Source organism: Erythrobacter cryptus DSM 12079 (assembly GCF_000422985.1).
In the GTDB taxonomy this organism is placed as follows: domain Bacteria; phylum Pseudomonadota; class Alphaproteobacteria; order Sphingomonadales; family Sphingomonadaceae; genus Erythrobacter; species Erythrobacter cryptus.
In genome coordinates, this window is record NZ_AUHC01000008.1 from 139512 (window position 1) to 154107 (window position 14596).

Genomic DNA, 14596 nt, shown 5'->3' on the forward strand with positions numbered 1-14596 from the left:
CGGCCCATGGAGGAGGAGCGCGCGCCGCCCCCTTTGAGCCAGGCCGAGGCCTTCGCCCGCATCCGCCTGCTGCGCTCGCCCAATATCGGCCCGATCAGCTACCGCCAGCTGCTCGCCCGCTTCGGCAGCGCCGAGGCCGCGCTCGCGGCCCTGCCCGATCTCGCCGGACGGCGCGGGGTGGCCTATCGCGCTGCGAGCGCGGAGGCGATCGAGGCCGAGGTGGCCGCGGTGCGCCGCGCCGGGGCGCGCTATCTGTTCCACGACCAGCCGGGCTATCCGGCGCTGCTTGGCGAACTCGTGAGCGCCCCGCCGATCCTCATCTGCCGCGGTGATGGGGCGCTGGCACAGGCCCCGTGCGTGGCGGTGGTGGGGGCGCGCAATGCCAGCGCTGCCGCGGTGCGGCTCGCGCGCGATTTTGCCGCGGCGCTTGGGCAGGCGGGCTTGGTGGTGGTCTCAGGGCTTGCCCGCGGGATCGACGGGGCCGCGCATGAGGGCGCCTTTCCGCGCACCATTGGCGTGATCGCGAGCGGCATCGACATCGCCTATCCGCCCCAGCACGCCCCCCTGCAGGAGCGGATCGCGCGCGAGGGCCTGCTGATCGCCGAGCAGCCCCCCGGCACCGAGCCGCGCGGGCGGCATTTTCCCAGCCGCAACCGCATCATCGCCGGCCTTGCGCTGGGGACGCTGGTGGTCGAGGCCGCGCCGCAATCAGGCAGCCTCATTACCGCACGGCTGGCGGCCGAGGCCGGGCGCGAGGTGATGGCGATCCCCGGCTCGCCGCTCGAGCCGCGCGCGATGGGCTGCAACCAGCTGATCCGCGAGGGCGCGGTGCTGGTGCAGCGGCCCGAGGAGGTTATCGAACTGATCGAGGGCTTCACCGGCGCGCCGCGGGCGCGCTTCCGGGTGGGCGAGGGCACGGCCGCCTTCGATCATGCCGCGCTGGCGCAGCTCGAATGGGGCGAGGCGCGCGCAGACACCAGCGCCGAGATCGCCGCGCTGCTCACCCACGCGCCGCTGTCGATCGACGAACTGATCCGCCAGAGCGGGCTTGGCGCTGCCGAGGTGCATATGGCGCTGCTTGAGCTGGAACTGGCTGGCGAGCTTGAACGCGAGGCCGATGGCGCGGTGCGAAGGGCGCTCCAGGCGCGCGCGCCACAAGCCCCTTGACGCCGCGCCGCGCCGCGCCCCACCCTCGCGCGTGCACACGTAAAGCCACCTCTCGAAAAGGCCCATGCAGCTCGTCATCGTCGAATCCCCCGCCAAGGCCCGCACCATCGAGAAATATCTCGGGCCCGATTACAAGGTGCTCGCCTCCTACGGCCATGTCCGCGACCTGCCGCCCAAGGACGGCAGCGTGAAGCCGGAGGAGGATTTCGCGATGGAATGGGAGGTCTATCGCGACAAGCAGGCCCGCCTGAAGGACATTGCCGAGGCGGCCAAGGCGGCCGAGCGGCTGGTGCTGGCGACCGACCCCGATCGCGAGGGCGAGGCGATCAGCTGGCACGTGCAGGAGCTGCTGAAGAAGCGGGGGGCCCTGCCGGCAAAGGTCGATCGGGTCACCTTCAACGCCATCACCCGGCAGGCCGTGACCGAGGCCATGGCCCATCCGCGCCCGCTGGATCAGCCGCTGATCGACGCCTATCTGGCCCGCCGCGCGCTCGATTACCTGTTCGGCTTCACCCTTTCGCCGGTGCTGTGGCGCAAGCTGCCCGGCGCCAAGAGCGCAGGGCGGGTGCAATCGGTGGCGCTGCGCCTGATCGTCGAGCGCGAGCGCGAGATCGAGGCCTTCCGTCCGCAGGAATATTGGAGCGTGATCGCTCGGCTCCAGCACGATGGCATCGCCTTCGAGGCGCGGCTGGTGATGTGCGATGGCCAGAAGCTCGATCGCCTCAGCCTCGGCGATGAGGCGAGCGCCATGGCCGCCAAGGCCGCGGTGGAGGCGGCGCGGTTCACCGTCGAGGCGGTCGAGACCAGGCCGGTCAGGCGCAATCCGGCGCCGCCCTTTACCACCTCGACCTTGCAGCAGGAGGCCGCGCGCAAGCTCGGCTTTTCCGCGCAGCACACCATGCGCCTTGCCCAGGCGCTCTATGAGGCGGGTGCGATCACCTACATGCGCACCGACGGGGTGCAGATGGATGCCGGCGCCATCAATGCCCTGCGCGGCGCCATCGCGGAGCGCTTCGAGCCGGCCTATCTGCCCGAAAAACCCCGCCATTACAGCACCAAGGCCAAGAATGCGCAGGAAGCGCATGAAGCCATCCGACCGACCGATTTTGCCCGCCAGCGCGCCGGGACGGGGGATGAGGCCAAGCTCTATGACCTCATCTTCAAACGCGCCATGGCGAGCCAAATGGCGAGCGCCCAGCTCGAGCGCACCACCATCACCCTTGCCGATCCCACCGGCCGCCACCAGCTGCGCGCCACCGGGCAGGTGGTGCTCTTTCCCGGCTTTCTCGCGGTCTATCAGGAGGGGCTCGACGAGGCCGAGGACGAGGAGGGCGCGCTGCTGCCGGTGCTGCGCAAGGGCGATCAGCCGGCCCGGCTCGGGGTCGAGGCGAGCCAGCACTTCACCCAGCCCCCACCGCGCTTTTCCGAGGCGAGCCTCGTCAAGCGGCTCGAGGAACTGGGCATTGGGCGGCCATCGACCTATGCCGCGATCATTCAGACCCTGCGCGAGCGGGCCTATGTGCGGATGGAGAAAAACCGTTTCGTTCCAGAGGAATCCGGGCGGCTCCTCACGGCCTTCCTCGAACGCTTCTTCCCCACCTATGTCGCCTATGACTTCACCGCCGGGATGGAGGAGGAGCTCGACATCGTCTCGGACGGACGCGAGGATTACAAGGCGCTGCTCAAGCGCTTCTGGCAGGACTTCAAACCCCGCGCCGATGGGGTGATGGACAAGCTGCCCTCGGAAGTGACCGAGGCGCTCGATGCCTATCTGTCGGACTATCTCTTTCCCCCGCGCGCGGACGGGGGCGATCCGCGCGCCTGCCCGCTGTGCGCGGCCGAGGGGCGCAGCGGCGGGCGGCTGGCGCTGCGGGGCGGGCGCTTTGGCGCCTTTGTCGCCTGCGCCAACTATCCGGCGTGCAAATATACCCGCCGCTTTGCCCAGGGCGACAGCGCGGGTGCGGGCGAGGGCGCGGGCGAGGATGGGGTGCTGGGCGTGCATCCCGAAACCGGCGAGACGATCTATCGCAAGTCCGGGCGCTTTGGCCCCTATGTGCAATTGGGCGAGGGCAAGGAGGCGAAGCGCGCCTCGATCCCCAAGGACCTCGAGGACTTTGATCTTGATTGGGCGGTGAAGCTGCTCGGCCTGCCGCGGATCATCGGGTTGCATCCCGATACGGGCAAGCAGATCGAGGCCAATATCGGGCGTTATGGCCCTTATCTGAGGCATGATGGCAAGTATGGCCGGCTTGGCTCGACCCGCGAGGTGTTCGAGATCGGGATGAACCGCGCGGTGGCGATCCTGGCCGAGGCGGGTGCGCGCACCGGGGCAGGGGGCGGACGGGCGAGCCCCGCACCGATCGCCGATCTCGGCCCCCACCCGCAAAGCGGCGCTGCGATCCGGGTGATGCCGGGGCGCTATGGCCCCTATGTCACCGATGGCACCACCAATGCCACGCTGCCGCGCGAGATGAAGCCCGAGGAGGTGACGCTCGAGACCGCGCTGGCGCTGATCGAGGCGCGCGCCGCCAAGGCCCCGGCGAAGGCCACCAGCAAGCGGGCGGGCAAGGCCAGGGGCGCAACGGCCAAGGCTTCGGGCACGAAGGCGGGGGGCAAGAAGGCCGCTGCGGGCAAGACCCGTCGCAGCAAGGCCCCGGCGCCGGGCTGACCGGGGCTCCTCGCCGCCACCTGCTGCGGCGGGCGCGTTGGTAAATCATAAAGCATTGCCCCCTTATCACGGCGGTGCGCGATTCAAGGACGCCGCCGTGATCGAGATCGAAGTCCAGAACGAGACTCACCAATCGCAGACCCGCCTGCGCTTTGCCGCGGTGCCGCGCATCGGCGAGGGCATTCGCCTGCGCGAGCCCGACGGAATGTGGGCAAGCTATGACGTGCTCGACGTGTGGTATCAGAAGGCCGAGTTCGGCGATGTGTGGATGCCCTATCTGCACGTACGCATGACCCCGGGCGAAGGGGCGGCGGCGCCAGCGGTCGATCCCTATTCGGATGCCTATGCCGCGGCTTCCTATGAGGCCGGCTTCGGCGGGTTTGGCGGGGAGCAGCAGCCGTGCAGAATCTGATCAAGCGCCAGACCGGCCCGCACCGCCGCGTTCCGGGCGAGGGCAAGACCTTGATGGAAAAGCTGGCCGAGAGCGAGAAGGGCGCAGCCGCGCCCGCTGCCGGCCCCGCCGCTGCGTCGGCCGCACCTGCGGCGGCACCCGGCGCCCAGGCCCCGACTGCGGGCGATCCCGATGCCACCGCGGCGATCGTGGCGGCGGCCAAGGCGATGCGCGAGCGCTATCCCGCGCAAGGCGCGCGCCCCGCGGCCCAGCGCACCTGCCTGATCGTCGATGACAGCCGGGTGATCCGCAAGGTTGCGGCCAAGATCGCGCTCAGCCTCGGCTATGTCCCGATCGAGGCGCAGGACGGCACCGAGGCGCTGGCGCGCTGCAAGCAGGCCATGCCCGATCTGGTGCTGACCGACTGGAACATGCCCGAGATGGACGGCATCGCCTTCGTCCAGAAGCTGCGCGCCATCCCCACGCCCAAGGAACCGATCGTGGTGTTCTGCACCTCGAACGGCGAGGCGCGGGACATCCACGATGGTATCGCCGCCGGGGCGGATGACTACATCGTCAAGCCCTTCGACGAGGCCGCGCTGCGCGCCAAGCTGGAGAAGCTGGGGCGGGGATGACTGCTTGTCCCTGCGGATCGGTGCACGCCTTGTGCGTCGCGCATCCGCACGCGCCTAGCGCACCCAATCGAGCCCGATCTCCTCGAACACTTCCCTGTCCTCGGCCCAGTTCTCCAGCACCTTCACGTGCAGGAACAGGTGCACCTTGGTCCCCAGCACCTCGGAAAGTTCCTTGCGCGCCGCCTCCCCGATCGCCTTGATGCGCGCGCCGCCCTTGCCCAGCACGATGGCGCGCTGGTTCTCGCGCGCAACCACGATCTGCTGGTGGATCTCGATGCTGCCATCGCTGCGCAGCTGATAGCGCTCGGGCCGCACCGCGCTGTCATAGGGCAGCTCCTCGTGGAGCTGCCGGTAGAGCTGCTCGCGGGTGATCTCGGCGGCGAGCAGGCGCTCGGAGACATCCGAGACCTGGTCTTCGGGATACATCCACGGGCCTTCGGGCATCATCCGGGCAAGCACGTCCTTCATCTCGGCCACGCCCTCGCCGGTGAGCGCCGAGATGAAGAACACCTCGGCAAATTCGGCCTTGGCGCTAAGCTCCTGCGCCAGCGCGAGGAGCGGCTCCTTCTTCGCCCGATCGACCTTGTTGAGCACGAGGATCTTGCGCTCGGGCCGCGTGGCTAAGGTTTCCAGCAGCGGCTCCAGCTCATGGCGGCGCTGCTTGATCGCATCGACCAGCAGCAGCACCGCATCGGCGGCCTCGGCGCCCTCCCAGGCGGCGTTCACCATCGCCCGGTCGAGCCGGCGGCGCGGGGCAAAGATGCCGGGGGTGTCAACCAGGATCATCTGCACCGCCGCGCCGTCCACATGGTGCAGCGCCAGGCCCAGCATCCGCGCCCGGGTGGTCTGCGCCTTGGGGCTGGTGATCGCCACCTTCTGGCCGACGAGGGTGTTGACCAGCGTGGACTTGCCGGCATTGGGCGCGCCGAGCACCGCCACCACGCCGCAGCGGGTGGGGGCGGGGCTTGCGGGGGCGTGAGGGCTTGCGGGGGTATCGCTCATGGCGCGCTCATACCGCCAAGCTCCGGGCTTGTCGAAGGGCGTGATGCGCGGCCGGGCGCGTCAATGTTTCACGTGAAACATTAGGTGAACGCGCACTCAGCCGAAGCGTTCAAGAAAGGCCTTGGCGGCAAGCCTTTCGGCCTCGGCCTTGCTGGTGGCGCTGGCCTCGGCTTCGCCGACATTGCGGATGCTCACCCGCACGGTGAAGCGGGCGGCGTGATCGGGGCCGGAGCGGTCGATCACCTCATAGACCGGGGGGGCGCGGCGGTTGCCCGCGGCCCATTCCTGCAGCGCGCTCTTGGGATGCTTGGCCTTGCCGACATCGCCCTCAAGCTCGCGCGCCCAGAGGCGATAGACTTGCGCCTGCGCGGTCTCGAAGCCGTGTTCGAGAAAGCAGGCGCCGATCAGCGCCTCCATCACATCGCCGAGGATCTTGTCGCTGTCGGCCCCGCCATCCTCGCGCGCCTGCTTGCCAAGGCGGACATGGGCGGGAAGGCCGATGGCGCGAGCGATGCGGGCGCAGGTGGTGCCGCTGACGAGCGCGTTGAGCCGCTGCGAGAGGCGCCCTTCGGGGGCATCGCCGGCGCGGAACAGCCAGGCCGCAACCGCAAGGCCCAGCACCCTGTCGCCGAGAAACTCGAGCCGCTGGTAATCGGCCGCCTCGCCGCCGGTGGAATTGAAGCTGCCATGGGTGAGCGCCTCGAGCCAGAGGGCCTCGTTCTCCACCGCAAAGCCGGTGGCGGCAAGCCAGGTGCGGGTTTCTGCCGGAAGGCCGCTCACAGCACCGCTCCGATCCGTTCCCAGCGCACCGCGGCAAGCCAGCTTGCCGGATTGCTCCAGGTGGCGCTGCCATCGCTCGACCACACGATCACCCAGGCCCGCCCGACGAGGAGATCCTGCGGCACCAGCCCCACCGCATCGCCCGCCGCGGCAGAAAAGCGGCTGTCGCGCGAATTGTCGCGGTTGTCGCCCAGCACGAACAGCGCGCCGGGTGGGACGGTGAGGGGAGCAAGATTGTCGGCAAAGGTCGGCCCGAAATCGAGCACGGTATAGGCGCGGCCCGAAGGCAGGGTCTCGCGCGCGGCGGCATAGCGACACAGGGCGCGGCCATCGCGCGCCGCGATCACTCTCCCGCCCCAGGCGCAGGGGCTGTTCGGCGAGACCGGGATGGTGATGCCTCCCAGCGGCTGTTGGGCAAGGCGCTGGCCATTGAGCACCACCACGCCCCCAACCAGCGCCACCCGGTCACCCGGCAGGCCGATCACGCGCTTCACATAGTCGCGCCCGTCGATCGGGTGGCGGAAGATCACGATATCCCCGCGCGCCGGGCTGCGGGCGATGAGGCGCCCCTCGCCCAGCGGCAGATCGAAGGGCAACGAATGGCGCGAATAGCCATAGGGCCACTTGGCCGCGAGCAGATAATCGCCGCCAAGGAGCTGCGGCACCATGCTTTCGGACGGGATCACGAAGGGCGCCACCACCAGTGTGCGCAGCGCCAGCACCAGCGCGATGAGCTTGGCGAGGAACCAGAAGAAGCCCGTCCACCCGCCAGCGCCCGCCTCAGCCGAGCCTGCCGCGGGGCGCGCGCCCGCGGCCGCGGCTGGTGGCGGCGCGGGGCCGAGCGATTGGGGCTTTCCATCCATCCGCGAAGCCCTTAGTCGCAGCCGCCGCAAGGCGCAAAGGGGATTGGCGATGACGGGATCGGACAGCACCGAGCGGATGGCGGCACTCTGGGCGCAGCTGCGCGCTGCCCCTCCGGCGCGGCTCGATCAGCTCTTTGCCGCCGATCGCGCGCGGGTGGCGGCGATGACCCGGCGGATCGCCTGGCGCTCGGGCCTGCCCGAGGGGGCCGGGCAGGGCATGACCATCGACTTTTCCAAGACCCATCTTGACGCGCGCCTGCTCGACCTGTTCGAGGAACTGGCCGAGGCGGCAGGCTTTGGTGCGGCGCGCGCGGCCCTCAAGGATGGCGGCATCGTCAATGTCACCGAAGGCCGCCCCGCCACCCACATGGCGCTGCGCGGAATTGGAGCGCCTGCCGCGGTGGAGGAGGCCGAGGCGCTTCAGCGGCGCATGGCGATGCTGGTCGAGGCGATCCTTGAGGGCGCGCTTGGGCCTGTGCGCCATTGCATCGCCATCGGCATCGGCGGCTCGGCGCTGGGGCCGGCGCTGGCGCTCGATGCGCTCACCCGCGATCTCAAGCTGGTCGATACCCACGTGGTTTCGAACATTGATGGCCTCGCGCTCGAGGCGGCCTTTGCCGCCTGCGATCCGCACACCACGCTGGTCGCCGTCGCGTCCAAGACCTTCACCACCATCGAGACCATGACCAACGCGGCCAGCGCGATGAAGTGGCTGGCCGATAGCGGGGTGGCCGATCCCTATGGCCGGGTGGTGGCGCTCACCGCCGCGCCGGAAAAGGCGGTGGCCTGGGGGGTGGACGAAACCCGGGTGCTGCCTTTCCCCGAAAGCGTCGGCGGGCGCTATTCGCTGATGTCTTCGATCGGCTTTCCGGTGGCGCTTGCGGTGGGGATGGAGGAGTTTTCGGCCATGCTCGCCGGGGCGCGCGCGGTGGACGAACATTTCCTTTCCACCGAAGGCCGCGCCAATGCCCCGCTGCTCGCCGCCTTCTGCGACCAGTACTACACCCGGCTGCGCGGCTGCCAGACCCGCGCGGTCTTTGCCTATGACGAGCGGCTGCGGCTGCTGCCCGCCTATCTCCAGCAGCTCGAGATGGAATCGAACGGCAAGCAGGTGAAGGCCGATGGCAGCCCCGTTGATGGGCCGACCGCGCCGATCACCTGGGGCGGGGTGGGCACCGATGCCCAGCACGCGGTGTTCCAGCTGCTCCACCAGGGCACTCACCTGGTGCCGGTCGATTTCATCGCCTCGGTGGCGCCGGGCGATGATCTTGACCCGGCCCATCACCGCATCCTGTTGATGAATTGCCTCGCGCAGGGCGCGGCGCTGATGGCGGGCAAGCCCTCCGAAGATCCGGCGCGCGCCTATCCGGGGGATCGGCCCTCGACCACCTTCCTGCTCGACGATGCCGATGCCGCGGCCCTCGGCGCGCTCATCGCCTTTCACGAACACCGCACCTTTGCCAATGCGGTGCTGATGGGGATCAACCCCTTCGACCAGTTCGGGGTCGAGCTGGGCAAGGCGATCGCCAAGCAGATCGAGAAGGGCGAGGGCGATTTCGACCCATCGACGCGGGCGCTGATGCAGGCAGCCGGGCTGGGCTGAGGCGCGCGCTTGACTTCTGGGCGCAGGGCGCCCACATGGCGGCCCAAGCGAAGCGCGCCAGCCAGCGTGAAGCGGCGGAACACAGGAAAATATCCGCCCCGGCCGCGCCTCGGTTTTCCCACGGACTTCCCTTTCACGCGGGCGGTTTCACTCCCCCGCGCCGTGCGCGCCCCTCCGGCGCGCGCGCCGCATGTCTTCAAGCGAGTTTTCATGACCACATTTGCTGATCTCGGGCTGTCGCAGCCCGTGCTCCAGGCCCTTGATCTCAAGGGCTATGCCACCCCCACCCCGATCCAGCGCCAGGCGATCCCGCCGGTGCTCGCCGGCCGCGACCTCCTCGGCATTGCCCAGACCGGCACCGGCAAGACCGCCGCCTTCATGCTCCCCGGCATCGACCGCCTGCGCGCTGCCGGCAGGCATGCGCCGCAGCGCTCGTGCCGGATGCTGGTGCTGGCTCCCACCCGCGAGCTTGCGGTGCAGATCGGCGAAAGCGCGAAGGATTATGGCGCGCTTGCCGGGCTCAAGGTCGCGGTGGTGGTCGGCGGCACCAGCGTGGGCAAGGATCGCCACAAGCTTGCCCGCGGCACCGATATTCTTATCGCCACCCCGGGCCGCTTGCTCGATCTGGTCGATCAGAAGGCCCTGCAGCTCGGCGGGATCGAGATCCTCGTGCTCGACGAAGCTGACCAGATGCTCGATCTCGGCTTCATCCACGCGCTCAGGCGCATCCGCACGCTCGCCCCGCAAGAGCGCCAGACGCTGTTCTTCTCCGCCACCATGCCCAAGGCGATCAGGGAGCTGGTGGGCGGCTTCTGCCACGATCCGGTGCAGGTGGCGGTGACCCCGGCAAGCACCACCGCCGAGCGCATCGACCAATATCTCTATATGGTGCAGCAGGAGGAAAAGACCGCGCTGCTCGCGCTCATCCTCAAGCGCCGCCATCCGGTGCCGGGCGCGCTCGAGCGGGTGCTGATCTTCACCCGCACCAAGCACGGGGCCGATCGGGTGGCGCGAAAGCTCGCCCAGGCCGGGATCGCCGCCAACGCGATCCACGGCAACAAGTCGCAGCCCCAGCGCCAGCGCGCGCTCGAGGCGTTCCGCGCCGGCGCGGTGCCGGTGCTGATCGCCACCGATGTCGCCGCGCGCGGGATCGACATTCCCGGGGTCAGCCACGTGATCAATTACGAGCTTCCCAACGTGCCCGAACAATATGTCCACCGCATCGGTCGCACCGCGCGGGCTGGGCGCGACGGGGTGGCGATCGCCTTCTGCGCCGAGGACGAACGCGCCTATCTGAAGGACATCCGCAAGACCACCGGGGCAGAGCTTGAGCGCCTTGAACTGCCAGCAAATTTCCGCGCGGTGGTCGAGGGCGTGGGGCCCGAGCGGCCCGCACCCCGCACGCCGCCCCAGCGGGTGCAGCCGCGCCCGCTCGGCGCGCGCCAGCCGCATGGTGAGAAGCGCGAGAGCCACGGCGAAGGCCGCGCGCGGTCGGCTTTCGGCACGCGCGGCAGCGGCGGGCACAATGCAAGTGAAGGCAGGCACGGCCATCCTTCTGGCCAGCGCGATGCACGCGGCGGCCGCGGGCGCCGGCGCGCCGGCGGGCGCGGTCGTCCTCGCGCAGCCCAGGGCTGAGGGCGCGGGCACGCGGGGGCGCCGGGGCGAGTTGGCGCAGCAGAAATGCTGCATTGCCTGCGCCGATGGTTGCCCGGGCCGCCGCGCGCCGCCATATGCGCAGGCGTAAGCGACGGGAGCGTTCCATGGCCGATGCCTATGACTATGACCTCTTTACCATCGGGGCGGGATCGGGCGGGGTGCGCGCCAGCCGCGTTGCCGCCGGGCACGGCGCGCGGGTGGCGGTGGCCGAGGAATATAGGGTCGGCGGCACCTGCGTGATCCGCGGCTGCGTGCCCAAGAAGATGCTGGTCTATGGCGCCCATTTCGCCGAGGACCTCGTCGATGCCGAGGCCTTCGGCTGGACGATTGAAAACAAGCGCTTCGACTGGCGCGCCCTGCGCGATTCGGTGCAGGGTGATGTGACCCGGCTCGAGGGGCTTTATGGCGAAACCCTCGCCAGCCACAATGTCACCGTCTTTCACGAACGCGCCACCATCACCGGCCCGCATGAGGTGACCCTCGCCAGCGGGCGCAGGCTGACCGCGCGCTTCATCCTGGTGGCCACCGGCGCGCGCCCGCACGTGCCCGATTTTCCCGGCAACGAGCATGTCATCACCTCGAACGAAGCCTTCCATCTCGAAGCCGTGCCGCGCCGTATCCTGATTGCCGGCGGGGGTTATATCGCCAACGAGTTTGCCGGCATCTTCAATGCTTTTGGCGCGAAAGTGACGATCGCCAACCGTTCCGAAACCATCCTGCGCGGCTATGACGAAGGCGTACGCGACCGGCTGCTCCAGATCTCCATGGCCAAGGGCATCACCTTCCTGTTCATGGCCGAGCTGGAATGGGTAACAAAGCAGGACGATGGCACCCTGCTGGTCAAGCTCACCGGGCAGGAGCCGGCCGCATATGACGCGGTGATGGTGGCGACCGGGCGCGTGCCCAACACCGAGGGGCTTGGGCTGGAGACTGTCGGGGTGGAACTGGGCCCGCGCGGCGAGATCGTGGTCGATGCCTACAGCAAGACCAGTATCGATCACATCTATGCCGTGGGCGATGTTACCGATCGGGTGCAGCTCACCCCCGTTGCCATCCGCGAGGGCCAGGCCTTTGCCGATTCGGTGTTCGGCCCGGGCGCGCCCTATGCGGTTGATCATTCCTGCGTGCCGAGCGCGGTGTTCAGCCACCCGCCGATCGCCGCGGTGGGCCTGACCGAGGGCGAGGCGCGCAACAAGCTCGGCAGCATCCGCGTCTATCAGGCCGATTTCCGCCCGATGAAGAACGTGCTTGCCGGCCGCAACGAGCGCAGCCTCTACAAGATGATCGTCGATGCCGCGACCGATCGCATCGTCGGGCTGCACATGATCGGCCCCGAGGCCCCGGAGATCCTCCAGGCCGCCGCGATCGCGGTGAAGGCGGGGCTGACCAAGGCCGATTTCGACGCCACTATCGCGATCCACCCGACCATGGCCGAGGAGCTGGTGCTGTTCAAATAGGCGCCTGGCGCTTAACCCGCGCGCCGGGCGCTGCCCAGTTTCGGCACAGGCCAAGGTGCGGCGCAAGACTTTGGCAAAGGCCATGGTTTACAGTGGGATCATGACGAGCCTCGCCCTGACCGCCCGCCAGCAGCGCGAGCTGGACTATCACCGCGAACATGCCGCCGCCAACGCCGATGAGGTGCTGCGCCCGGTGGATGAGGACGTGATCACCAGCCCTGCGCGGCGCCCGTGGAATGCCTATTGGTCGATGTATGACCGGCTGCTCGCCGCCGATCTTGCCGGCAAGGCGGTGCTGGTGCTGGGCTGCGGCTTTGGCGATGATGCGATCCGCTTGGCGCGGCTGGGGGCGCGGGTGTTTGCCTGCGATCTTTCGCCCGATTCGCTTGCCATTGCCGAGGCGCGCGCGCGCCGCGCCGGGGTGGAGATCGCCTTTGCCGCCATGCCGGCCGAGGCCATGACCTATCCGGCCGACAGCTTCGATGCGGTGGTGTTCGTCGATATCCTCCACCATGTCGATATCGCCGCGGCGATGGGCGAGGTGGCGCGGGTGCTCAAGGCGGGCGCGCTGGTGATCGGCGATGAGCTTTACACCCACACCCGCCTGCAACGCCTGCGCGAGAGCGCGCTGGTCGATGGCTGGCTCTATCCGGCGATGCGGCGCTGGATCTATGGCGAGGAGACGCCCTACATCACCGCCGATGAGCACAAGATCGACGAGCGCGAATTCGCCCTCGTCACCGCGCACCTTTCCGGCCTTGAGACCGACTGGTTCAACATTCTCGAAGGCCGGCTTTACCCGTCGCGCCTCAGGTGGGCGGCGCGGGCCGAGCGGGTGGCGCTGCGCCCCTTGCGGCGCCTTGCCCCGGTGCTCGCCGGGCGGGTGGTGTTCAGCGGGCGGCTGGTGAAATAGGGCGTCACGCCCCGAGCCGCGCGGGCGCGAACTGCGCAAAGCCAAGCCCGGCAGCAGCGCAATCTTCCGGCATGGCCTCGCCCAGCACCGCCGCGGCGGCGATGCGCGAGAGGGCAGGGGCGGTCTGGAAGCCGGCACCGCCCTGGCCTGCACACCAGAAAAACCCCGGCGCACCGGCCGCTTCGCCCACCACCGGCAATTCATCCGGGGCAAAGCTCCTGAGGCCCGCCCAGCTGTGGGCTATGCGGCGGATGGCAAGCGTGGTGGCGCGCTCCACCCGGTCTGCGGCGATGGCGATGTCGAGTTCTTCTGCCGCGGCATCGCAAGGGGGGGAGGGCGCCTGATCCATGCTCGAGGCGAGCAGCGCCCCGCGCCCCTCGGGCAGCAGGTAGAAGCCCTCGCCCACGGTCTTGGTGAAGGGCCAGGGGCGCACATCGACGCCTTCGGGCGCGGCAAAGCTGATGACGGTGCGCCGCCGCGGCTCGAGGCCGATCGGCGCGGCGCCGGCAAGCCGGGCGACCTCATCCGCCCAGGCGCCCGCGGCATTGACGATCACCGGCGCGGCAAAATCCCCCGCGGCGCTGGCGATGCGCCAGCATCGGCCATCATGCGCAAGTGCCCTGACCGCTGCCCTCGTCACCAGAGCGCCGCCATGCTCGCGCAGGGTGCGCCCATGGGCCTCGAGCATGGCGTTGGTATCGAGCTTCAAGGCGCCGTGATCGATCAGCGCCGCGGCGCAGGCCTCTGCACGCAGCACCGGCAGCAGCGCGCGCGCCTCGTCTGCGCCGATGCGGCGATAGGTGCAGCCATGGAGGCGGTGCACCTCCTCGAGCGCATCGAGCGCGGCAAGCTCCTCGGCCCGGGCGATGTGGAGTGCGGGATGCACCGTGCCATGCGTGGCCAGTTCGCCCATGCTGAGGGCGGTGAGCATGCGCACCGGGGCATTGCCGAGGCCATAATGGGCCACGGCGACCGAGCGGCCCGAGGCGTGGATTCCGGGCGCGCTCTCGCCTTCGAGCACCACCACCTTGAGCCGCGGGGCCAGGCGCGCGGCCAGGCTGAGACCGGCGATCCCGCCCCCGATCACCACCACATCGGCGCTGTCCATGTGCTCTCTCCCGCCACTTTTGCCACATTGACGCTTGGGGCAGGCTAAGCCGTGGACTCATTAGCTGCGATCCATAGGCGAGTTGAGAAGAGTTTGGCAGCGGCGAGGAAGTTGTCGGCGCGTTTGTCGTATCGCGTGGCCAAGCCTCTGGCGTGCTTGAGTTTTCCGAAGAAGCGCTCGATCAGGTTGCGATAGCGGTAGAGGAAGGAGCTGAAGGCGAAGCCCTTCTTGCGGTTGGCCTTTGGCGGGATGTTGGCGAAGCTGCCGCGCGCCTCGACCTTGTCGCGGATGGCGTCGCTGTCATAGGCCTTGTCGGCGAGGAAGATGCTGCCTTCCGGCACGGCCTCGAGCAG

13 protein-coding genes are annotated in these 14596 nt (G+C 69.2%); 8 read left to right on the forward strand and 5 right to left on the reverse strand.

All coding sequences use genetic code 11. The features are described from left to right. The first annotated feature begins 6 nt into the window (after positions 1-6). The 4 genes from dprA to G524_RS0106785 all read left to right on the forward strand — a co-directional run bounded on the left by dprA (position 7) and on the right by G524_RS0106785 (position 4861). Positions 7-1167, forward strand: coding sequence for a DNA-processing protein DprA (gene dprA / locus G524_RS0106770; RefSeq protein ID WP_027443041.1), 1161 nt, complete (start codon positions 7-9; stop codon positions 1165-1167). A 64-nt stretch (positions 1168-1231) separates the two neighbouring features. After that, positions 1232-3835: a type I DNA topoisomerase gene (gene topA / locus G524_RS0106775; RefSeq protein WP_027443042.1), complete on the forward strand. Its 2604-nt coding sequence runs from the start codon at positions 1232-1234 to the stop codon at positions 3833-3835. A gap of 97 nt (positions 3836-3932) precedes the next feature. After that, on the forward strand, positions 3933-4247 hold the full coding sequence (locus G524_RS15195) for a hypothetical protein (RefSeq protein WP_245561316.1): 315 nt from the start codon (positions 3933-3935) through the stop codon (positions 4245-4247). Beyond that, positions 4235-4861: a response regulator gene (locus tag G524_RS0106785; protein WP_342662449.1), complete on the forward strand. Its 627-nt coding sequence runs from the start codon at positions 4235-4237 to the stop codon at positions 4859-4861. Before G524_RS15195 ends, G524_RS0106785 begins: the two co-directional genes overlap by 13 nt. A 54-nt stretch (positions 4862-4915) precedes the next feature. Here G524_RS0106785 and era read toward each other — a convergent pair whose 3' ends face one another. The 3 genes from era to lepB form a co-directional block, all read right to left on the reverse strand. After that, positions 4916-5863, reverse strand: coding sequence for a GTPase Era (gene era, locus G524_RS0106790; protein ID WP_027443044.1), 948 nt, complete (start codon positions 5861-5863; stop codon positions 4916-4918). A 96-nt stretch (positions 5864-5959) separates the two neighbouring features. Continuing rightward, positions 5960-6643, reverse strand: coding sequence for a ribonuclease III (rnc, locus tag G524_RS0106795; protein WP_027443045.1), 684 nt, complete (start codon positions 6641-6643; stop codon positions 5960-5962). Beyond that, entirely contained in the window at positions 6640-7506 is an 867-nt protein-coding gene (lepB, locus tag G524_RS15200; protein WP_036857574.1) for a signal peptidase I, read from the reverse strand. The genes rnc and lepB overlap by 4 nt, the downstream gene beginning before the upstream one ends. 49 nt (positions 7507-7555) lie before the next feature. Between lepB and pgi the strand changes: the two genes are divergently transcribed. The 4 genes from pgi to G524_RS16280 all read left to right on the forward strand — a co-directional run bounded on the left by pgi (position 7556) and on the right by G524_RS16280 (position 13135). Beyond that, the gene (gene pgi / locus G524_RS0106805) at positions 7556-9109 is read left to right on the forward strand and encodes a glucose-6-phosphate isomerase (protein ID WP_027443046.1); all 1554 of its coding nucleotides are present in this window, start codon (positions 7556-7558) and stop codon (positions 9107-9109) included. 210 nt (positions 9110-9319) lie between these two features. After that, entirely contained in the window at positions 9320-10744 is a 1425-nt protein-coding gene (locus G524_RS15205; RefSeq protein ID WP_036857575.1) for a DEAD/DEAH box helicase, read from the forward strand. A 125-nt stretch (positions 10745-10869) separates the two neighbouring features. Then, positions 10870-12222, forward strand: coding sequence for a glutathione-disulfide reductase (gorA, locus tag G524_RS0106815; RefSeq protein ID WP_027443047.1), 1353 nt, complete (start codon positions 10870-10872; stop codon positions 12220-12222). A 100-nt stretch (positions 12223-12322) separates the two neighbouring features. Then, on the forward strand, positions 12323-13135 hold the full coding sequence (locus G524_RS16280; protein WP_051220956.1) for a class I SAM-dependent methyltransferase: 813 nt from the start codon (positions 12323-12325) through the stop codon (positions 13133-13135). A 4-nt stretch (positions 13136-13139) separates the two neighbouring features. Here G524_RS16280 and G524_RS0106825 read toward each other — a convergent pair whose 3' ends face one another. Together G524_RS0106825 and G524_RS0106830 are read right to left on the reverse strand one after the other, a co-directional pair. Continuing rightward, complete coding sequence (locus tag G524_RS0106825; protein WP_027443048.1) at positions 13140-14243, reverse strand: NAD(P)/FAD-dependent oxidoreductase; 1104 nt, start codon at positions 14241-14243, stop codon at positions 13140-13142. Between the two features lie 44 nt (positions 14244-14287). Further along, positions 14288-14596, reverse strand: a 309-nt coding sequence (locus G524_RS0106830) for an IS5/IS1182 family transposase (protein WP_027443049.1), incomplete at its 5' end; no start/stop codon positions are given.